Below are 20,661 nucleotides of genomic sequence, written 5' to 3'. Positions count from 1 at the left end.
CTCCCTACTAAACCGGTTAAGGTGACGAGTGTCAAGAGTGGCCGGCGCGGGGCATCCGTGGGCGCCTTGATAGTTTGGACTCAACCGAGTCGCACGAGACGTACAGGAGCAGTCATGTTTGTGGGCATCAGCAATACACCGCGGGACTACGCGTGGGGCTCGAAGACTGCAATCGCGGGGCTGCTCGGAACGACTCCCTCCGGCAAGCCGGAGGCCGAAATCTGGCTCGGGGCGCACCCTGGGTCGCCGTCGGTGATCGCAGACCCCTCCCGCACGGGCGGGGCCGGGACCCTTGTCGACTGGATCCTCGCGGACCCCGAGCGGGCGCTCGGCTCCGCGCTCGCGGCCGAGGAGACCGACGCAGGCACGGTGCCGCCGCGGTTGCCGTTCCTGCTGAAGGTGCTCGCCGCCGCGAGCCCGCTCTCCCTGCAGGCGCACCCGACGAGCGAGCGCGCGCGTACCGGCTTCGCCCTCGAGAACGCGGCGGGCATCCCCGTCGATGCCTTCGACCGCAACTACCGTGACCAGTTCCACAAGCCCGAGATCATCTTCGCGTTGAGCGAGACCTTCGAGGCGCTCTGCGGCTTCCGCGAGCTCGGCGAGGTGCGGCGCATCGTGGCGGAGCTGCGCGCCCTCGACGCCGCGTCGGAGAACCCGCAGCCCGGGGCCCTCGACGCCCTCGAGAGCAGGCTGCTCGGCGACACCGGCCTGCGCGACACCGTGGACTGGCTGCTGCGCGACGGCCGCGGCGGCGACACCGGGGAAGTGGCCTGGCTCGTCGAACGCGTGGTCAGCCTCGCGAAGGACGCCGTGTACCTGGCAGGGGGCGGGGCCGCGATCCGCTTCCCGCTCGAGCTCGCGACCGTGCGCGACCTCGCCGTTGCCTACCCGGGTGACCCCGGCATCGTGATCTCCCTTCTGACCAACCGGGTGTCGCTGAAGCGCGGCGAGGTGCTCTACCTGCCGGCCGGCAACATCCACGCCTACCTGCTCGGACTCGGCATCGAGCTCATGGCCGCGTCGGACAACGTGCTCCGCGGCGGGCTCACCCCCAAGCACATCGACGTCGACGAACTGCTCGACGTGCTCGAGTTCTCCCCGGTTCCGGTGCCCTACCTGGCTCCGATCGTGCACACGCCCGGCGTCTCCGAGTACCGGCCAGACGTGGCCGACTTCGCGCTCGTGCACATCGAGGCCTCTGCGGCGGATGCTGCCGCTCCCGTCGCCGGCGCGGCTCCCGTCGCCGGCGCGGCTCCCGTCGCCGGCGTCCCGATGCGCCAGTTCACCCTCACTGGACCGGGAATCGCGCTCTGCACGGCCGGAGGCTTCCTCGTGGCCGGTGCGACGGCATCCGTCGCCCTGAAGCGCGGCGAATCGGTCTACATCACGCCCGAGGAGGGCACCCTCACCTTCGCGGGTGTGGGAGACGTCTTCCTCGCCACCACCCCCTAGTCCCCGCTCGGCTCATAGCCTCGGTCCGCTCCGAGGTGCCCCGGCGCCCCGACTATTCGCCCAACCAATTCGACGGACTTTTTGAGTTTCTGGCCCGTTAGGACGCGTTTGAAGCGCTTTCCCGTCAAAATCTCCGTCGAATTCGTTAGGGGAAGGCGGGCGCGGCTGTCCTCGACAGGGGGTGGGTGTCCGTGGTTGTCCACAGAGTGGCGGATGCCGGCGGCCGGGTCCGCCTGGCACTGCAGGCTTCCGGCATGGGCACCCTCACCGCCGACATCGTGGGCCTCGGCCTGTTCGCCAAGCGGGCCTGGCTCCGTGACCGAGGCTGGGGCGATGGCGTGCTGAGGGGTGCGGTGCTGCGCGGGGAGATCGTCCGGGTGCGCAAGGGTTGGTACACGGTCCCCTGGGCACCGCCGTCCGCGGTCGAGGCGGTGCGGATCGGTGGCCGGCTCACTGGGCTGAGCGCACTTCGCAGTTACGGCCTCTGGACGCCGCAGACGCGAAAGCTCCACGTTGCGGTGCCGGTCGCCGCACGGGGTTTGCGCCAGCCAGGCGATATGCGCGCTCGCTTGAACGTGGGCGACAGTAACATCCGCGTGACCTGGACCGAGGAGCCGAACCCGCGCCGGGGCCCCTTCGTCTGGCGAACGAGCCTGACCGACACGCTCGTCCACATCCTCTGCACCCACGACCGGGTGACCGCGATTGTCTGTATCGACGCGGCTCTGCATGGTGCGCGTGAACACCAGATCGGTATCACGGAGGAGGATCTCGACGTCATCTTTGCCAGGGCGCCGCGCCGCACCCGATCGTGGCGGTCCGAGGTCGACGGGCGGGCCGAGGCGGGCGGCGAGACAGAGTTCCGACTCAAATGCCTGCACGCGGGCATCCCTTTCGTGCCGCAACCCGTCGTCGTGGGAGTCGGCCGCCTTGACGGTCAGATCGGCCCGTCGACATTCGTCGAAGTTGACGGCGAGGAATGGCATAACGACTCGGCTGCATTCGAGGCCGACCGCGAGCGAGTCCTCGCGGTGGTTGCGCGGAACGGGCGCACGCTCCGTTTCAGCTACAAACTGATGCGCCACAAGTGGGAACTCTGCGAGCGCGCGATGCGGTGCTCACTCGTCGATGACTATCAGCTCTCCCGGGTGACGGGTTTCCCGGCCTTCCCGGGGCGGATGCGGCCGCGCCGGACATCCGCCGAGTCTTCCGAGGGCGAAACGCGCGTCTAGCCTCGCGCGAGCAGGGCTGGCCGGCCCGCGCCGCGGCATCCGTTGTCGAGTGGTAACCAATTCGACGGACTTTTTGAGTTCTTGGCACGTTGAGACGCGTTTGAAGCGCTTTCCGGGCAAGATCTCCGTCGAATTCGTCAGGGGGCGGGGCGGGGAGGAGCCCGGCGGTCAGCCGGCGCGGCGGGCCCCGAAGGTGCGCCGGTACGCGGTCGGGGTGGTCTGCAGCACCTTGAGGAAGTGGTGCCGCATCACCGCGGCCCCGCCGAACCCGGTGTCGCCGGCGATCTCCTCGAGGCTGCGCGAACTCTCCTCGAGCAGTTGCTGGGCCCGCAGGAGGCGCTGCCGGTTGAGCCAGGCCGTCGGCGTCGTGCCGAGCTCCGCGCGGAAGCGCCTGGCGAAGGTGCGCGGCGACATCAGCGAACGCCGGGCGAGCTCCTCGACGGGGAGCTCGCGGTCGAGGTTCTCGAGCATCCAGGCGGTCACGCTCGCGAACGAGTCGCTGTCGCAGTCGACGACGGGCGCCTCGATGAACTGGCACTGGCCGCCGTCGCGCTGGGGAGGCACGACCATCCGCCTGGCGATGTTGTTGGCGACGGATGCCCCGAGCACCTTCCGCACGATGTGCAGGCACGCGTCGATGCCGGCCGCGGTGCCGGCTCCGGTGACCACCCGGCGGTCCTCGACGAAGAGCACGTCAGGGTCGACGCGGGTCTGCGGGAATTGGCGCGCGAGGGCATCCGTGTACATCCAGTGCGTGGTGCTGCGGCGGCCGTCGAGCACTCCCGCCTCGCCGAGCACGAACGCGCCGCTGCAGACGCTCAGCACCCAGGCGCCCCTGGCCTCGGCGTCGCGCACGGCCTGCAGCACGGCGGGATGCACCGGCGTCCCCTTGTCGAAGGCGGGAATCGCGAGCAGGTCGGCATCGGCCGCCGCAGAAAGGTCTTCCGTCACGATGATGTCGAAGCCCAGCTTGGTGCGGATCGGCCCGGGCTCTGCGGCCGTGACGTGGAAGTCGAAGACGGGACCGCCGGTGTCGCTCCTGTCGATGCCGAAAACTTCGCAGATCACGCCGAACTCGAACGGCGCCATGTCGGGCAGGGCGATGCAGACGACCTTGTTGAGCGAGGCAGGGGCGGGCGCGGCGAGCATGCGAACCTCCGGAAAAGGCGTTGGCAGGAAATGGTCGAACACTGGCAAGACTGCCACTCGCGGCAGGATATCGCAATGCCTAGAGTTCCTGCCATGATGACATTCCTGGTAATCGTTCTCGCCCTCCTCACCCTCTGGAGCGCCGTCGCGACGTTCAGCACGGTGACCCGTGACGGCTACGGTGACCCGCAGGTGGCCCGGCGCACCCACGGACTCGACGACGACTGGCCCTGACCCACGCGCTCCTCGCGCCGTTCGCGCCCCCTGCGCCGGAATCGGCCCGAACGCTAGGCTGGCAGCACCGGCATCGCTTGGGTTGCCGAGCGATCCTGCGAGGGTAAACATGGCGTGGCTTGTCACCGGCGGAGCCGGCTATATCGGATCCCACATCGTCCGCGCTTTCCTCGCCGAGGGCATCGACGTGGTCGTGGTCGACGACCTCTCGAGCGGCCACGCCGAATTCGTCCCGGAGTCCGTGCCGTTCGTGCACGGCGACCTGCTCGACGGCCCCCTTCTCCTCGACACCTTCGCCGATCACCCGATCACGGGAGTCGTGCACGTCGCCGGTTTCAAGTACGCCGGGGTCTCGGTGCAGCGCCCGCTGCACACCTATGAGCAGAACGTCACGGCCATGGCCACCCTCCTCGCTGCGATGCAGGAAGCAGACGTGAAGCGGATGGTGTTCTCCTCGAGCGCGGCCGTCTACGGCACCCCGACGACTTCGCTCGTCACCGAGGAGACCGCGAAGAGCCCGGAGTCCCCGTACGGCGAGACCAAGCTCATCGGCGAGTGGCTGCTCCGCGACCAGGCCGTCGCGGCCGGGCTCAGCTACACCGCGCTCCGCTACTTCAACGTCGTCGGCTCCGGCGCCCGTGAGCTCCGCGACACGAGCCCGCACAACCTGTTCCCGATCATCTTCGACGCCCTCCTCGCCGGCCGCACCCCGCGGATCAACGGCAACGACTACGCGACCCCCGACGGCACCTGCGTGCGCGACTACATCCACGTCGCCGACCTCGCCGTCTCGCACGTCGCGGCCGCGCGCCTCCTCGACGCCGACACGGCGATCGAACCCGTGTATAACCTCGGCAGCGGCGACGGCGTCTCCGTCGGCGAGATCATGGCGACGGTCGCCCGCGTGACCGGCATCGACTTCACGCCGGACATCGGTCCCCGCCGGGCCGGCGACCCCGACCGCATCGTCACGAGCGGCGCACTCGCGGCCCGCGACCTCGACTGGAAGATGCGGCACAGCCTCGAAGAAATGGTGCGCAGCGCCTGGGAATCGCGGCAGGCGGCATCCGTTTCATAGGCCGTGCGCCGCACTTTCGTCAAGACCCCCGGCAAGGTCACATTTTCTGTCTTTGGGCGAGTCGAAACTCTCGAGCCGACATTGAGGGTTTATTATCGGCGACTTGACGTGGGGGAATTACACGGCTGTAATTAGTGCGAACGAGTTATTTGGGCACTTATTGCAAAGGGTGGGAGACGATATGCCGCAAGCCGAGTATCGTTCCGGAGTACCCGAGGACTGGTTCGTCGATCCCGTTCGCTTGGGCATTCCCGGAATTCGCAAAGACAGCACCGGTCACACCCTTCCTGACGAAGGCGACGCCCTCGCCTGGCAGGCGGACTCGCTGTGCGCCCAGACGGACCCTGAGGCGTTCTTCCCCGAAAAGGGCGGTTCCACCCGCGACGCCAAGAAGATCTGCACCTCGTGCGAGGTGCGCACCCAGTGCCTGCAGTACGCGCTCGCCAACGATGAACGCTTCGGCATCTGGGGCGGCCTGTCCGAACGCGAGCGGCGCAAACTGCGCAAGCGCGCCAGCTGACGCCCTTCCGACGCCGATCAGCCCGACCAAGATCGGCCGTGTGAATCCGACCGCGCATATCGGGCACGCCCGACCAGGCGCAACCGCCCACCGACGATGCAACCTAGGCTTGGCTTGATATGCATGCACGAGTCACAGCCATCCTTGTCGCCCGCAACGGCGCGAAACACCTTGAGCGCACTCTCGAGGCTCTGAGTCGGCAAACCCGTCAACCGGATGTCGTCATCACCGTCGACTGCGGATCCAGCGACGCGACGGCCCAGCTCCTCGCGGCGCACGGTCCCACCCACTTCATCTCGGCGGACTCCGACCTCACCTTCGGGCAGGCGATCGCCGCCGCCGTGCGCGTGATGGCGCCGCCGGAATCCGACAGCGAGATGCTCTGGCTGCTGGCCCAGGACAGCGCCCCCGAACCCGGCGCGCTCGAAGCGCTGCTCGGAGAGCTCGAGATCGCCCCCTCCGTCGCGGTCGCCGGGCCCAAGATCATGGACTGGCGCGCCCACGACTACATCCACGACGTCGGCCTGTCGATGACCCCGGGCGGGGCGACCGTGACCCTCGTCGAGAGCGAACTCGACCAGGGCCAGCACGACGGCATGAGCGACGTGCTCGCCGTCGACGCCGGCGGCATGCTCGTGCGCCACAGCGTCTGGAACCAGCTCGGCGGCTTCGACCCCGGCCTGCCCTCCGCAGACGACGCCCTCGACTTCTGCGTGCGCGTGCGCCTCTCCGGCCGCCGGGTGTCCGTCGTCGCCGCGGCGCGCGTCGCTTCTGCCGGCGACGGTGTCGCCGGGCTCAGCGGGTCCTCCCGCGGGCGCGCCCGCCGCAAGCGACTCCGGGTGGCCAGGGCCGCGCAGCTGCACCGTCGCCTCGTCTACTCCGCGGGGTGGCTGATCCCGCTGCACTGGATCGCGCTCGTGCCCTTCGCCTTCTTCCGTTCCGTCGGAGCGCTGCTGCAGAAGGAGCCCGGCGCGATTCCCGGCGAGTTCTCTGCCGCGTTCCGCACCGCGTTCAGCGGCTCCCGGGTGCGCAACGCGCGCCGTCGACTCGCCGAGACCCGCACCCTCGGCTGGGGCTCGATCGCTTCCCTGCGCCTGACGAATGCCGAGGTCCGCCGCAGGAACATCCTCAAGCGCGAAGCGGTCCTCGTCGGACTCGGCGCCGACCGGCCGGAGCTGCGCTTCTTCGCGAGCGGCGGCGCCTGGACCGTCCTCGCGGCAGCGCTCCTCGGAATCATCATGTTCGTCTCACTGCTCGGCGCTCAGAACATCGCCGGCGGGGGACTGCTGCCGCTGTCGAGCACCCCGGCCGGACTCTGGGCGAGCGTCGGCTACGGCTGGCGCGACCTCGGCCTCGGCTTCGTCGGCGCCGCGGATCCCTTCGCCGCGGTGCTCGCCGTGCTCGGCTCGCTCACGTTCTGGGCCCCGTCGTACTCGCTCGTGCTGCTCTACTTCCTCGCCCTGCCGCTCGCCGCGCTCGGCGCGTGGCTCGCGGCGACCCGGCTGACCGACCGTGGATTCCTCCGCTTCACCGCCGCAGCGCTGTGGGTGCTCGCCCCGACCTTCCTCGCAGCGTTCTCGGCCGGTCGCCCGGCCGCGATCCTTGCGCACCTGCTGCTGCCCTGGCTCTTCTTCGCCGGCTATTCCGCCGGCCGGTCGTGGTCCGCCTCAGCGACCGCGTCCCTGCTCTTCGCCGCGGTGGTGTTCTGCGCCCCCTCCCTCACGCCCGCGCTGCTCGTCGCGTGGCTGCTCTGCTCGGTCGCGAGCGGACGCGGCATCTTCCGCTTCATCGGCATCCCGCTGCCCGCCCTCGCCCTGGCGCTCCCGCTGATCCTCGACCAGGGCCTCCGCGGCTCGTGGCTCGCGCTCCTCGCCGACCCCGGAGTGCCGGTGCCGAGCAGCCCAGCCCCGGACTGGCAGCTGCTGCTCGGCTTCCCGACCGGCGACTTCGGCGGTTGGAGCACGCTTCTCGACCAGGCTCCCGCATTGCAGGGCCTGCCGCTTGCCTGGATCATCCCGTTCCTGTTCGCCCCGCTCGCCATCCTCGCCGCGCTCTCGCTATTCCTGCCCGGCATCCGGAGTGCGAGCCTTGCAGTACTGACAGCCCTGCTCGGCGCCGGCACCGCGATCGCAGCGACGCAGCTGAGCCTCGCGACGACCGGAGCGGCAAGCGTCGTCATCTGGCCCGGCGCCGGCCTGAGCCTCTACTGGCTCGGCCTCGTCGGCGCCGTCATCTTCGCCCTGCGCGAGCTGCGCCGCTTCGCCGTCGCCCCTGCCGTCGCAGCGACGGTACTCCTCGCCGTTGCCGTCGTGCCGCTCGCCGGTGCGCTCCCGCTCGGCCTGAGCTCCGTCCGAGAGAGCAGCGATCGCACCCAGCCCGCTTTCGTGACGGCAGAGGCCCAGACGGATGCCCGGGTCGGGACGCTCGAAATCGTCCCGCAATCCAACGGCGGCATCCTCGCCACGATCGTGCGCGGCGCGGGCACCACCCTCAACGAGCAGAGCACCCTGGTCAACACCGCGACCACTCTCTCTGCGGCGGACAAAGAGCTCGCCACGCTCGCGGGAAACCTGGCCTCGCGCAGCGGACTGGATGCCTCGGCCGGACTCTCCGACCTCGGCATCCGCTTCGTGCTGCTGCGGCCCGCCTCCCTCACCGGCACCGGAGGCGGAACCGCGAAGGCCAGCGTCGCGGCCACGGAAACCCTCGCCAGGGCGACGACCGCGCTCGACGGTGAGGCCGCACTCGTGCCCGTCGGAGACACCGCATACGGTCGGCTCTGGCGCCATGACGGGCCGGCCTCCGCCGCCGGCGTCACGGCGAGCGAGATCCCGGGCAATGCCGGGGGAATCTTCTCCCTCGCCGCCCTGCTCCTCGCCGCGATCACGGTCGGCTCGGCACTGCTGCTGTCGATCCCGACCGGCGCGGGCCCAGAAGCCGTGCGCCAGGCGAACCGCGACGCCATGCGCCGCTCGGCTCGCTCGGACACCCAGGACCGCAAGGCCGAGGCACGAGACCTCCACCGCGAGGAACGCAGTGCGAAGTCCGAGGCGCGGACGGCCCGGTCCGACGCTCGGGCTGCGCTCAAGCGCAGTGTCAAGGCCGGCGCGATCGTGCCCGCAGAGGGCACCCCGGCAGCCCAGGCGATCGAGTCGGCCGAGGCCGCCGAGGCCGCGGAGGCCGCGGAGGCCGGCGAGCTCGCCGCCGCAGTCGAACTCGCGCACACCTCAGACCGCGTACACGAGTCCACCGGCCGCACTCCCGACGATCCTCACGGCGACGGTGCCGACGAGACTGCCGGCGCGGCATCACCCGAAGCCGCTTCGCCGGTCCCGCCGGCAGGGGCGCCAGACCAGGCGAATGCGACGGACCCCGCCGATCCTGCCGACCGTCCGAGTGGACAGGAGGACCCGAACAATGCCAGGTAAGCGCGCCATCGCCCGGACCGGTGCCCGGTTCCTCATCGCCTTCGGCGTGCTCGGCGTCGCCGGCGCGCTCGGAGCGGCCGCCGTCGTCGTGCCCTGGCCCGCCTTCGGCACCGCGCCGGCCTACCTGTCGGTCTCGCCGGTCCCGAGCGAGCAGGTCCGGGTCTGCCCTGGTCCCCTGCTCACTCTCGCAGAGGACTCGACCCAGGCGAAGGCCGCGAGCTCACTCGGGCGTCCGGTCACCGTGTCCGGCGCCTGGGCCCCCGCCTCGACCGCGTCGAAGAGCGCGGTCCCCTCCGGCGAGTGGAGCTCGCCGTCCGCGAGCCTGCTCAGCGCCGTCGACAACGGCAAGACCACAGACGGAGCCCCCGTCAAGCTCAACATCCCGGTCGCGAACGGCGCGTCCACGGCGCCGCTCGTGGGCGGCAGCCAGGCCCAGTCCATCGCAGCGGAGGCGGTCCTCGGCGGATTCGCCGTCGCGGCCTGCGGCGAGGCCAGCGGCGAATCCTGGCTCGTCGGCGGGTCGACGGATGTCGGCCGCACGACGCTCGTGATGCTCAGCAACCCGACAACGGTCGTTGCAACCGTCAACCTCGACGTCTTCGGCGAATCCGGCCGGGTCACCGCGCCCGGCTCCACCGGGATCCTCGTCCAACCCGGCGCCCAGCGTGTCGTCTCCCTCGCCGGCCTCGCGCCGAACCTCCGCTCTCCCGTCGTGCACGTGACGACACAGGGCGGCCAGGTGGTGGCCACCCTCCAGCAGAGCATCGTGCGCGGTCTCGCGACCGGCGGAGTCGACCTGCTCGGCGCATCCGTCGACCCCAGTCTCGAGCAGAGCATCGCCGGCCTGCGTGTCGAGAATCTTCCGGCAGACGACGCCGGAAGCGACGCGGGCGGGGTCGCGAGTGACACGCCGTCGGTGCGGCTGCTCGCCCCCGGCGACACGGCGGCGATCGTTCAGATCGGCGTGATGAGCGAGGACGGCCAGGCGGCGGGCACCTCCGTCGAGGTCACGCTCCAGCCAGGACTCGCGACGGACGTGCCGCTCTCCGGGCTCGCCATCGGCAGCTATTCGCTGAGGGTGTCGAGCGACCAGCCCGTCGTCGCCTCCGCCGAAAGCTCGGCCACCGGAACCAGCGGCCGCGACTTCGCCTGGTTCGCATCTTCGGCGCAGCTCACCGGCGACTTCGCCGTCGTCACGTCTCCCGGACCCTCGCCGCTGCTCAGCCTGCTGAACCAGGGCACCAAGGACGTGACGTACACGGCGACGGCCGAGAACGGTGCGACCGGCAGCGTGAAGGTCGCGGCCGGAGCCGCCGGAGCCCTGCCGTTGGTCGCGTCGACGCGGTATATCGTGTCCGGCGGCGCCGCGACCGTGTCGTCGGTCGGCTATGCGAATGCCGGAATGCTCGCCTCGTTCCCGGTACGTCCACCTGGCCCGCTCGCCGAGCCGATCCGCGTCTACGCCCACTGAGCGTCGCCGTTCCGGTCCACTGCTGCCCTGCCACGGGCCGCAAAGTCGGAGTTCTTCGCGACACGCCGTCTTCGCGGGCAGCAGATGCCGCGTGTCGCGAACTTCTCCGACCTAGCGAAGTCTGCGGGCGCCATCGCCGCGCGTTGCGCCGCGCGGGATGCAAGACTGGACACCCCGCCCGCCGAACGAGGAGCACCGAGTGACCGAGCAGACTCCCGCGCAACCGCTCGCGCACGCCCCGGTCGAGATCGCCGTGATCGGCGGATCCGGCCTGTACCGGCTCTTCGACGCCGGCACCGTCAGCTCGCTCGTCGTCGACACCCCGTACGGGCCGACCTCGGCGCCGATCACCGTCGGCGAACGCGCAGGCCGCAGGGTCGCATTCCTGCCCCGGCATGGAGCGGGACACACCGAGGCGCCGCACCGGATCAACTACCGCGCCAATATCTGGGCGCTCGCCTCCCTCGGCGTCCGCGCGATCATCTCCTCCTCGGCCGTCGGCGGCGTCAGCCCCGAGTACCCGCCCGGGCTGCTCGTCGTCACCGACCAGTTCATCGACCGCACGAGCGGTCGCGCCGACACCTTCTTCGACGAGGGTGTCGTCGCGCACCTCGCGGCGGCCGACCCCTTCGACCCGGTGCTCCGCCGCACGGCGATCGCCGCCCTGGGCGCGCTCGGCGAGTGGTTCGCGCCCACCGGCACCGTCGTCGTGATCCAGGGCCCGCGATTCTCCACCCGGGCCGAATCGCTCTGGTTCCGCGCGGCCGGCGCGCACATCGTCAACATGACCCAGTACCCCGAGGTCGTGCTCGCGTCCGAACTGGGCATCGGAACGGTGAACCTCTCCTTCGTCACCGATGCCGACGCCGGACTGGCTCCCGCCGAACCCGACGCGGACGCGGCGGCATCCGCTTTCGAGGCGCGCCTGCCCGAGGCAACCGAGACGGATGCCGTCACGGCCGAGCTCGTGTTCGCCCGGCTGGCCGCGGCGCAGCCCCGCATCCTCGCGGCCATCGACGGCATCCTCCGCGGCATCCCCGCCGGATACGCCCCGCGGCCCCTGATCGATCCCGAGCTGATCCGCGCCGTGCTCGACCGGCCGGTGCCCGTTCCGCATCCCGTGCCCGGGCCGACGACCGAACCCGGGTCTGCCCGATGAGCCCCCGGCTGCTCGTGACGGGCGGCGCCGGGTTCATCGGCGGCGTCATCGTGAGCCAGGCGCTCGATCAAGGCTGGGACGTCCGCGTGCTCGACTCCCTGCGCCCCGACGTGCACGGCGGGCTGCCCGTGGTCGACCCCCGGGTCGACCTGCTCGTCGGTGACACGACGGATCCCGCGGCGGTCGACCTCGCTCTCTCCGGGGTCGACGCGGTCTGCCACCAGGCCGCGAAGGTCGGCCTCGGCGTCGCGTTCTCCGATGCGCCGGACTACGTGCGCAGCAACGAGTTCGGCACGGCCGTGCTCCTCGCCGGCATGACCACCGCGGGCATCGACCGGCTCGTGCTCGCCTCCTCCATGGTCGTGTACGGCGAAGGCAGCTTCCGCGGCCCGCACGGCTTCACCCGTCCCGGCCCGCGCCGGGAGGCCGACCTCGCCGCCGGCCGGTTCGACCCGCTCGACCCGGAGACCGGAGAGCCGCTCGAACCGCTGCTCGTCACCGAAGACGACTCGCTCGACCCCCGCAACGTCTACGCCTCGAGCAAACTCGGACAGGAGTACCTCGCGAGCAGCTGGGCCCGCTCGACGGGCGGGCGCGCGATCGCCCTCCGCTACCACAACGTCTACGGGCCGGGGATGCCGCAGAACACGCCGTACGCCGGGGTCGCGTCCCTGTTCCGGTCGGCCCTCGAACGCGGCGAGGCGCCACGCGTCTTCGAGGACGGCAGGCAGCGGCGCGACTTCGTGCACGTCGCCGACGTCGCATCCGCCAACCTGGCCGCGCTCGAGCACACCGGGGAGGCCCCCGCCGCCCTGTTCCGGGCGTTCAACGTGGGATCGGGGGTCGTGCACACGATCGGCGACATGGCCGGGGCGCTCAGCCGCGCGGCCGGCGGCCCGGACCCCGTCACGACGGGGGAGTACCGGCTCGGCGACGTGCGGCACATCACCGCGTCCTCCGAGCGGCTCCGCACCGAACTCGGCTGGATGCCCGCCGTCACCTTCGAGGACGGCATGCGCGCCTTCGCGACAGCTCCCCTCCGGGCCACCGTCCGCCGCTGACCCGACGCCGGGCGCCGGAACACTGCCGGCAACTGCGGTCGCAGCGGACAGCGCCTAGACGGCGACCGCGCGCCGCGGCAGGAGCACGTCGAAGCGGCATCCGTTCGGCACGTTCTTTACGATCACCTCGCCCTGGTGCGCGGTGACGATGCCCTGCACGATCGCGAGGCCGAGCCCGGCCCCACCGGGGGTGCGCGGCTCGCTCGCCCGCCAGCCCGCCTCGAACACCCGGGCGATGTCCTGCTCCGGGATGCCGCCCGCCGCGTCCTCGACGGAGATCACGGCCCCGCCGTCCCCCCGTTCCCGCACCGACACCGTGATCGGGCTGCCGGACGGGGAGTGCTGGATCGCGTTCATCACGAGGTTCCCGACCACGCGCGACAGCTCGCGCGGATCAGCGAGGACCGTCAACCCCGTCTCGCCCGCGAACCGCAGGTCGAGGGACTTCGCGTGGGCGACGGGGCCGAAGCCCGCGACGGTGTCGCTGATCAGGTCGTAGAGCGCGACCGGCTCGAGCGCGAGGCGCAGTGTCCCCGAATGGATCCGCGACAGCTCGAAGAGGTCGTCGACCATCCCGCTCAACCGGTCGACCTGGTCGCGCATCCGCGGGTAGTACCGGGCGGGGTCCTCGACCATCCCGTCCTCGAGCGCCTCCGCCATGGCGCGGATGCCGGCGAGCGGGGTCCGCAGGTCGTGCGAGATCCACGCGATCAGCTCGCGCCGGGATTCCTCCACGCGACGTTCGCGCGCCCGCGACTCGGCGAGGCGGGCGCCCGTCGCCGCGAGTTCCCCGGCGAGGTCGCTGAACTCGGTCGTGCTGTGCCGGGGCGCCGACGCGTCGTCCGCGGCGTCGACCGATTCGCCGCGGCCGAGGCGTTCGGCCGCGCTGCGCAGGTGCCTGCTGTCGCGCACGAGGGTGCGCCCGAGGAGCGCGGCCATCACGAGCGACACGAGCCCGGCGACGGCGGCGACCGAGTAGAAGACGCCGAGGTCGTGGGTCGAGACGTACATCTGGGTGGCGACCGCCGACATCCCCCCGACGACGGAGACGATCGCCGCGAGGGCGACGAGCATGAGCTGCACCACGAACGACGACCGCTTCATCATCCGCAGCGCGAGCAGCCCGAGCGCGCCCGTGACGACCGCGCACGCGAGGGCGTTGAGCGCGACGATGACGAGCACCTCGGTCGTCACAGGGCCGTCCCGTCTGCCGTTGCTGCGGCATCCGGTGCGCCGCGGGTGCCCGCCGAGCCGAGCGGGACCGGGTCGAACCGGTAGCCGACACCCCACACCGTCTGCAACAGCAGCGGATGCGCCGGGTCGGCCTCGATCTTCTCCCGCAGCCTCCGCACATGCACGGTCACGGTCGAGAGGTCGCCGAATTCCCAGCCCCACACCGAGCGGAGCAGGTCCTCACGGCCGAGGACCGTGTGCGGGTGCCGGAGCAGGTGCGAGAGCAGGTCGAATTCGCGCACCGTGAGCACGAGCGGTTCGCCGTGCAGGCGCAGCTCGTGCGCCGCGGTGTCGAGGGTGAAGTCGCCGATGGCGAGCGGCGCGGCCGGCAGGCCCGATGAAGCCTCGCCGTGCCCGGCCGCGTCTGCGGCCGCCTGGGCCGCGGCCTGCCCGGTGCGCCGGAGGACGGCCTGCACCCTCAGCACGAGCTCTCGCGGAGAGAACGGCTTGGCGAGGTAGTCGTCCGCACCGGCCTCGAGGCCGTCGATGCGGTCGTCCTCCTGGTTGAGGGCGGTGAGCATGATCACGGGGATGGCCCAGGTGCTGCGCACCCGACGGCACACCTCGATACCGTCCAGAAGGGGAAGCATCCGGTCGAGCACCACGAGGTGCGGCCGCTTCTCCTCGGCGAGGCGGAGCGCGCTCAGCCCGTCCGGGGCCTCGTCGACCAGGAACCCGGCGGCGCGCAGGTATCGGCAGACGATCTCGAGCACGGTCGGGTCGTCGTCGACCACAAGGATGCGCCGCTCCTCCGTGCGGGCGCGGGGGACCGGGGAGGCGGAAGCGGAAGGGGCTGTCACGGTCTCAGGATACGGTGGCTCCGCCCCGCCGGGAACGTCGCGGCGAACGTCCCGGCGTTCTTCCTCAGTCCGTAATGTTCTCGGGCCCGTTCCGGGCGGGTGCCCCTCTAGGGTCGGAAGATGACTCCGTTCCAGGTCGACCTCGTGCTCCCGTGCCTCAACGAGGCCGGTGCCCTGCCGTGGGTGCTCTCGCGCCTGCCGGAGGGCTACCGGGCGATCGTCGTCGACAACGGCTCGACCGACGGGTCTGCCGAGGTCGCTGAGGCGGCCGGCGCACTCGTGGTGCACGAGAAGCGCCGCGGCTTCGGCGCTGCGGCCCACGCGGGGCTCCTCGCGGCGACCGCCCCGATCGTCGCGTTCTGCGACGCCGACGCCTCGATGGACCCAGCCGAACTGCCGGGGATCGTCGGCCCGATCCTCGCCGGCGACGCCGATCTCGTGCTCGGCCGCCGCCGCCCGACGACGCGGGGATCCTGGCCGCTCCACGCCAGGCTGGCCAATTCCAGTCTTTCCCGGCGCCTGCGCCGAATAACCGGTGTGAACATACATGACCTGGGCCCCATGCGGGCCGCGCGGCGCACGGCGCTGCTGTCCCTCGACCTCCAGGACCGACGCAGCGGCTACCCGCTCGAGATGTTCCTGCGCGCGGCCGACGCCGGGTGGAGCATCCGCGAGGTCGACACCGCCTATTCGCCGCGGGTCGGGCGCAGCAAGGTGACCGGCACGATCCGCGGCACCGTGACCGCGATCGGCGACATGTCCGCCCTGCTGCGCGAGGCCCGGAAATGACGGCCCTCGTCGTGATCGCCAAGGAGTGCCTGCCGGGCCGGGTCAAGACCCGCCTGCACCCGGCGCTCTCCTTCGAGCAGGCAGCCGAGCTCGCCGCCGCGAGCCTCGACGACACCCTGACCGCCGCGCTCGCCCTCCCTGCCTCGCGCCGCATCCTCGCCTTCGACGGGGTCACCCCGCCGCGCCTGGCCGCGGAGTTCGAGATCCTGCCCCAGGTCGGCGGAGGCCTCGACGAGCGTCTCGCCGCCATCTTCGACGGGCTCGACGAACCGACCGTCCTGATCGGCATGGACACCCCGCAGGTGACCCCCGAGCTGCTCGCGCCGGTCTTCACCGACTGGTCCGACGACACGGATGCCTGGCTCGGCCTCGCGGACGACGGCGGCTTCTGGGCGCTCGCGCTCGCAGCGCCGCGCGAAAGTGTGCGCCTCGACCAGTCCGGGCGCGGCCAGTCGCGGCGCGGGGACCTGATTCGCGGCGTCCCGATGTCGATGGACGACACGGGAGCACGTCAGCTCGATCGCCTGCACGAGGCCGGCCTCCGGGTGCGGCACCTGCCCGTGCTCACCGATGTCGATACGATCGCCGACGCGCACTCCGTCGCCGCCACTGTTCCGGACGGGCGCTTCGCGCGCACCCTCGCCGCGATGGCACCGGCCGCCGGTGTCGCGATGCACGCCGCCGGATCGCGGGTGCGCTCGTGAGCGCCGTCGAGGCCGCCCGGCGCGGCGATCGGGACCTCCTTCTCGGCCTCGCCCCCGCGACCTTCGGCGCCGGCGGAGCGGAACCGTACGCGGCCGCGCTCCGCAACGCCGACAACGTGCTCTACCTGCGCCGCTCCCGGGACGGCGGCCTCACCGCCGCCGCGACCATGGACGCCGGCCGGTGGAGCGCTGACGCCGACGACACCGACCAGCGCCTTCTCGACGGCCTGACCGGTCCCGTGCTCGACATCGGCTGCGGCCCCGGCCGGATGGTGCGTGCCGCGATGGACCGCGGCCTGTCCGCGCTCGGAATCGACGTCTCCCCGACCGCCGTGCGGATCGCCGTCGACGCCGGACTCAGCGTGCTCAAGCGCAGCGTCTTCGACCCGATGCCCCTCGAAGGCGGCTGGGCCGGCGCACTCCTCGTCGACGGGAACATCGGTATCGGCGGCGACGTGACCGCGCTCCTGACCCGCTGCGCCGAGCTTCTCGCACCCCGCGGCGCGCTCCTCGTCGAGGTCAGCCACGACCCGGCCCGCAATGAACGCTACGACGGCAGGCTCGAGGATGCCTCCGGCCTGCTCAGCGACGTCTTCCCCTGGGCAGAGGTCGGCGTCGATGCCCTCGCCGGCCACGCCACCGACGCCGGACTCCGGATCGACCACGACTGGCGCCTGGACGGCCGCTGGTTCGCTCGCCTCCACCACGCCTAGTTCCGACTGAGACCCGACCAACACCCGCGCTCGCCGGGAATTCGCACCCGAACCAGCGCCAGGGCGCCCGTCTCGCGTCCCCATCGGTGCAAAGTCGGAGTTTTTCGCGACACGCCGTCACCTCCGGCAGCGGATGCGGTGTGTCGCGAATTTCTCCGACCTTTCGGATCTCGCGCGCGCCGTCGTGCGCGGGCCGCGGCCGCGAGGACGCCAGGCCGCGGGGCGTCAGCGCAGCCGCTTCCGGCCCCGCGCGTAGAGCGCGAACGACACGGCCGCGGTGATCACGGCGAGCACGCCCCAGAACACCGCGAAATTCACGCCGTAGTCGAGCGGCAGCACGGTCGGATTGCCGGTGCCGCGCGACTGCGCGATCAGCAACGGCACCACGATCAGGGTCATGACCGAGCCGACCACGAGCGCGCCCTGCACGACGAGGATGAGCGTGCCGCTGATCCGGTGCCCGGCCCGGCGCAGCAGGATCCCGCAGAAGAACACGAGCGGAGAGATCACCCCGTCGTGCAGCACGATCGCCGCGCCCATCCACAGGGCGACGCCGGGGATCCGTGCCGGCTTCACGGTGTCCAGCAGCACGTACGCACCCCAGGCGAGGCCCGCGAGTCCGAGCACGATGAGCACGACCCGCGTCACGCGGAGCGCCGGACCCAATCCGTCGGCTCCGGACGCTTCGCCGCTTCCAGTCACTGCAATACCTGCGGTGCTCATGCGTCCATCGCCTCGATCCGGCTCAGCCATTTGGTTTGCAGCACCCCGGGCCGCCCGGGGGCGATCATACGGGCCGGGTAGCCGTGCTCGAGGTCGAGGGTCTCGCCGTTGAGCTCGAGCGCCACGAGCGTGAGCGGGTCGCGCACGTACTCCGACCCCATCGTGGTCTGCCGGTACGCGCCCTTCTTCTCGAGGCTGGTCAGGCGAAAGGATGCCGCGGCATCCGCAGACACCAGATCGGCCAGATCACGCAGGCGCACCCCGCGCCACGTCGCCAGCTGGCTCCAGCCCTCGACGCAGGCGATCGGCAGCTCCACCTCGGTCTGCGGCAGGGCGAGGAGCTCGGAGCGGCTGAAGCTGCGCTCCACTCCGGCGTGGGCCACCGTCAGCACCCAGCCGGCCGAGAGGGCATCGGCGGCCACATCCGCCTGCTTCGAGGTGCGGTTGACCGGTACCCCCTGCTGGCCGACGCCCTTCTTCCGCGGAGCGAAGGCGTTGACCGCGTCGAGCGGGGCGACCGTCTGCCCGGCGGTCAGCACGACGATGGTGCCGACGCTCACCCCCACGGTGGTGAGGAAGCCGCGCCGGCTGAGCCGGTGGCGGGCGGATTCGGAAGACCGGGCCGGGGCCGCGGTCACGCGCAGCGCCGGCGTCGCATCGATCCAGGCGAGCAGTCGGCCGGTGACCCCGGTCGGCCGACTCGAACCGAACAGGCGAACGGCCTCTGGCGTCGCCGCGCGGTCGCGGGAGACGGCATCCGTCAGGTGGTCGTCCTGACCGGAACCGTCGTCCGCCTGCTTGCGCCAGACCCGGGCGATGATCGGCAGCTTGATGCCGATGTGCAGGGCGAGCGAGCCGATCAGCACCCAGCCGAGCGCGAAGTGCGTCTCCCGGAACGGGAACGGCCACGGGTACCACTGGTAGGTGTTGAGCAGGCCGATCGTGATCTGCACGAGCGAGGCGCCCACGAACAGCGCGATCGAGCCGCGCTCGAGGAAATTGAGGAACGACCGCACCGGCGGCTGCTGGAACAGGTCGGGGAAGACGATGCACAGCTTGGCGAGCAGCAGCGGGAAGCAGGCGATGCCCGCGATGATGTGGGTGCCCTGGGTGAACTGGTACAGCAGTTCCGGCCGGGTGACGAAGTGCATGCCCGGCAGGGGCTCCTGCAGGAAATGGCTGTACAGCCCGGTGCCGAAACACAGCACGAAGGCGAGCCCGAGCAGCCGGCCGATCACGGTGGCCATCCGCGGGTTTCGCACGGGGGAGGCCAGCGCACGCTGGGCTTCGTACATCACTTGGCGCATGTTCTATTGCACCATCCGGCGGATGCCCGCGGGCGGGTCGACACCTTACGGTTCCGTGACGGGGCGGGTCCGTTCTGCTCTCCGAACCGGGATTCGGCGGCGCTCGCCGCGGAACTCCGACAGGATGGCCTCGTGCGCATTACGATCATCTCCCTCCTCCTGGCCGCGAGTGCGACGCTGACCGGGTACTGCGTCCTGGTCTTCTCGCTCTTCCAACCGACGCGGGACACCGTCCCCCTCCTGGTCTGCACCGGGGTGCTCTGGGCGCTGTTCGCCGCGGCTGTTTTCCTGCTGCGCGGGGTGCGCGGGCGCGCCGTGGTGGTGCTCGTGCTCGCCGGGTCGCTCGGCATCGGGGTCGCGGCGATGGTCGGGCCGCCGAACACCAGCACAGACTCGGCGAGGTACGCCTGGGACGGCATCGTGCAGAACGCCGGGATCTCGCCGTACGCCTACGTCCCCGCGGACGACCGGCTCGATCCGCTCCGGCCCACGTGGCTGTTCCCGGCGACGGTGCCGTCGGGCACGGTTCCGGAGACCTGCCAGGGCCAGCGCATCGTGGCAACCCACAAGACCGCGTCCGACGCCGTGCTCTGCACCGCGCTCAACCGGCCCACGGTCCCGACGATCTACCCGCCGGCCGCCGAACTCTACTTTGCGGGCATCCGCTTTCTGGTTCCGTCGACGGCGACCTACTGGCCGCTGCAACTCGGCGGGCTCGTTCTCAGCCTCGGAACGACGGTGTTGCTGCTGCTCGGGATGCGTCGCCGCGGCATCGACCAGCGGTTCGCCGCGTACTGGGCGTGGTGCCCGCTCGTGGCCTCCGAGGCGATCACGAATTCGCACGTCGACCTGCTCGGCGTGGTGTTCACCCTCGCCGCGGCGCTCCTGGTCACCCGGGCGCGATATTGGCGCGGCGGCATCGCCCTCGGGATCGCGATCGCCGTGAAGCTCGTCCCCGTGATCGCGGCCCCGGCGATGCTCCGCAGGCAGGGCTGGAAGGTCGGCCTCGCCGCGGTCGTGACCTTCTTCGCGCTCTACGTCCCGTACGTGCTCACGACCGGGATCGGCGTGCTCGGCTACCTGCCCGGTTACCTCAGCGAGGAGGGCTACGACAACGGCAAACGCTTCGCGCTCGTCTCGCTCATCGTTCCCGGGAGTGCCGCGATCTTTGTCGCGGGCGGCCTGCTCGTGATCATTGCGGCGCTCGTGTTCTGGAAGACCGACCCCGACCGGCCCTGGCTCGGCCAGCTCGTCATGATCGGCAGCACCCTGCTCATCCTGAGCCCGCGGTACCCGTGGTACGCGCTGCTGTTGCTGCCTTTCGTCGCGCTGAGCGGGCGCTGGGAGTGGCTCGCCATCCCGCTCGCCCTGACGCTCCGGCAGATCCTGCCCTCGCTCGAACTCACCTGGGCGATCACGGCCGCACTCGGCATCGTTCTCGCAGGGTCGGCCGTCCGGCTCGACCCCGCCGTGCGGGCGCGGATGCTCGGAGCACCCCTCCGCGCCGCGCGCTTCCTGCGCCCCCCGCGCTGAGCATCCGCCAGCGCACCCGTCCCCAGAAGCGGGCCGGTTAACGCCGAATTGCGGACAAAGCACCTTCGTCGTGAC

General features: G+C 71.2%; 18 protein-coding genes. 13 read left to right on the top strand and 5 right to left on the bottom strand.

Features of this window, described 5'->3' with window-relative positions; genetic code table 11:
* Nucleotides 1-114 precede the first annotated feature (114 nt).
* Together manA and QN350_RS03070 are read left to right on the top strand one after the other, a co-directional pair.
* The gene (gene manA / locus QN350_RS03075) at nt 115-1,452 is read left to right on the top strand and encodes a mannose-6-phosphate isomerase, class I (protein WP_323515739.1); all 1,338 of its coding nucleotides are present in this window, start codon (nt 115-117) and stop codon (nt 1,450-1,452) included.
* A gap of 254 nt (nt 1,453-1,706) precedes the next feature.
* On the top strand, nt 1,707-2,684 hold the full coding sequence (locus QN350_RS03070) for a hypothetical protein (RefSeq protein ID WP_322139052.1): 978 nt from the start codon (nt 1,707-1,709) through the stop codon (nt 2,682-2,684).
* A 168-nt stretch (nt 2,685-2,852) separates the two neighbouring features.
* Here QN350_RS03070 and QN350_RS03065 read toward each other — a convergent pair whose 3' ends face one another.
* Nucleotides 2,853-3,833, bottom strand: a complete 981-nt coding sequence (locus QN350_RS03065) for a GlxA family transcriptional regulator (protein WP_322139053.1) — start codon at nt 3,831-3,833, stop codon at nt 2,853-2,855.
* A 93-nt stretch (nt 3,834-3,926) separates the two neighbouring features.
* On the opposite strand from QN350_RS03065, the gene QN350_RS03060 reads away from it, so the two are divergent.
* The 7 genes from QN350_RS03060 to QN350_RS03030 all read left to right on the top strand — a co-directional run bounded on the left by QN350_RS03060 (nt 3,927) and on the right by QN350_RS03030 (nt 12,784).
* A complete protein-coding gene (locus QN350_RS03060; RefSeq protein WP_322139054.1) occupies nt 3,927-4,067 on the top strand; it encodes a hypothetical protein in 141 nt (46 codons plus the stop codon).
* Nucleotides 4,068-4,176: 109 nt separating this feature from the next.
* Nucleotides 4,177-5,145, top strand: coding sequence for a UDP-glucose 4-epimerase GalE (gene galE, locus QN350_RS03055; RefSeq protein WP_322139055.1), 969 nt, complete (start codon nt 4,177-4,179; stop codon nt 5,143-5,145).
* A gap of 181 nt (nt 5,146-5,326) precedes the next feature.
* Entirely contained in the window at nt 5,327-5,665 is a 339-nt protein-coding gene (locus tag QN350_RS03050; RefSeq protein WP_134531668.1) for a WhiB family transcriptional regulator, read from the top strand.
* A gap of 119 nt (nt 5,666-5,784) precedes the next feature.
* The gene (locus QN350_RS03045; RefSeq protein ID WP_322139056.1) at nt 5,785-9,093 is read left to right on the top strand and encodes a glycosyltransferase; all 3,309 of its coding nucleotides are present in this window, start codon (nt 5,785-5,787) and stop codon (nt 9,091-9,093) included.
* On the top strand, nt 9,083-10,564 hold the full coding sequence (locus tag QN350_RS03040) for a DUF5719 family protein (protein ID WP_322139057.1): 1,482 nt from the start codon (nt 9,083-9,085) through the stop codon (nt 10,562-10,564). The genes QN350_RS03045 and QN350_RS03040 overlap by 11 nt, the downstream gene beginning before the upstream one ends.
* A 199-nt stretch (nt 10,565-10,763) precedes the next feature.
* A complete protein-coding gene (locus QN350_RS03035) occupies nt 10,764-11,723 on the top strand; it encodes an MTAP family purine nucleoside phosphorylase (RefSeq protein ID WP_322139058.1) in 960 nt (319 codons plus the stop codon).
* Nucleotides 11,720-12,784, top strand: a complete 1,065-nt coding sequence (locus QN350_RS03030) for an NAD-dependent epimerase/dehydratase family protein (RefSeq protein ID WP_323515735.1) — start codon at nt 11,720-11,722, stop codon at nt 12,782-12,784. Before QN350_RS03035 ends, QN350_RS03030 begins: the two co-directional genes overlap by 4 nt.
* Nucleotides 12,785-12,838: 54 nt before the next feature.
* Here QN350_RS03030 and QN350_RS03025 read toward each other — a convergent pair whose 3' ends face one another.
* Both QN350_RS03025 and QN350_RS03020 read right to left on the bottom strand, forming a co-directional pair.
* Nucleotides 12,839-13,978, bottom strand: a complete 1,140-nt coding sequence (locus QN350_RS03025) for a HAMP domain-containing sensor histidine kinase (RefSeq protein ID WP_323515726.1) — start codon at nt 13,976-13,978, stop codon at nt 12,839-12,841.
* Nucleotides 13,975-14,817 (bottom strand): response regulator transcription factor, encoded by an 843-nt coding sequence (locus QN350_RS03020; RefSeq protein WP_323515723.1) that lies wholly within the window; start codon nt 14,815-14,817, stop codon nt 13,975-13,977. Before QN350_RS03020 ends, QN350_RS03025 begins: the two co-directional genes overlap by 4 nt.
* Before the next feature lie 120 nt (nt 14,818-14,937).
* On the opposite strand from QN350_RS03020, the gene QN350_RS03015 reads away from it, so the two are divergent.
* The 3 genes from QN350_RS03015 to QN350_RS03005 are packed head-to-tail and all read left to right on the top strand — an operon-like array spanning nt 14,938 to nt 17,023.
* Nucleotides 14,938-15,606: a glycosyltransferase family 2 protein gene (locus QN350_RS03015; RefSeq protein ID WP_281534090.1), complete on the top strand. Its 669-nt coding sequence runs from the start codon at nt 14,938-14,940 to the stop codon at nt 15,604-15,606.
* Nucleotides 15,603-16,310, top strand: coding sequence for a TIGR04282 family arsenosugar biosynthesis glycosyltransferase (locus QN350_RS03010; protein WP_323515720.1), 708 nt, complete (start codon nt 15,603-15,605; stop codon nt 16,308-16,310). Before QN350_RS03015 ends, QN350_RS03010 begins: the two co-directional genes overlap by 4 nt.
* A complete protein-coding gene (locus QN350_RS03005; RefSeq protein WP_323515717.1) occupies nt 16,307-17,023 on the top strand; it encodes a class I SAM-dependent methyltransferase in 717 nt (238 codons plus the stop codon). The genes QN350_RS03010 and QN350_RS03005 overlap by 4 nt, the downstream gene beginning before the upstream one ends.
* Before the next feature lie 225 nt (nt 17,024-17,248).
* On the opposite strand, the gene QN350_RS03000 is transcribed toward QN350_RS03005, so the two are convergent.
* Nucleotides 17,249-17,746, bottom strand: coding sequence for a hypothetical protein (locus tag QN350_RS03000; protein ID WP_323515714.1), 498 nt, complete (start codon nt 17,744-17,746; stop codon nt 17,249-17,251).
* The gene (locus QN350_RS02995; protein WP_323515711.1) at nt 17,743-19,053 is read right to left on the bottom strand and encodes a molybdopterin-dependent oxidoreductase; all 1,311 of its coding nucleotides are present in this window, start codon (nt 19,051-19,053) and stop codon (nt 17,743-17,745) included. Before QN350_RS02995 ends, QN350_RS03000 begins: the two co-directional genes overlap by 4 nt.
* A 132-nt stretch (nt 19,054-19,185) precedes the next feature.
* Here QN350_RS02995 and QN350_RS02990 point away from each other — a divergent pair, with 132 nt between their 5' ends.
* On the top strand, nt 19,186-20,586 hold the full coding sequence (locus tag QN350_RS02990) for a glycosyltransferase family 87 protein (RefSeq protein ID WP_323515709.1): 1,401 nt from the start codon (nt 19,186-19,188) through the stop codon (nt 20,584-20,586).
* The last annotated feature ends 75 nt before the right edge of the window (nt 20,587-20,661 follow it).

The sequence above is a fragment of the Cryobacterium sp. 10I5 genome (assembly GCF_035019865.1).
In the GTDB taxonomy this organism is placed as follows: Bacteria; Actinomycetota; Actinomycetes; order Actinomycetales; family Microbacteriaceae; genus Cryobacterium; species Cryobacterium breve_A.
The sequence above is the reverse complement of the archived record's forward strand: the minus strand, read 5'-3'. Positions and strand labels throughout refer to the sequence as shown.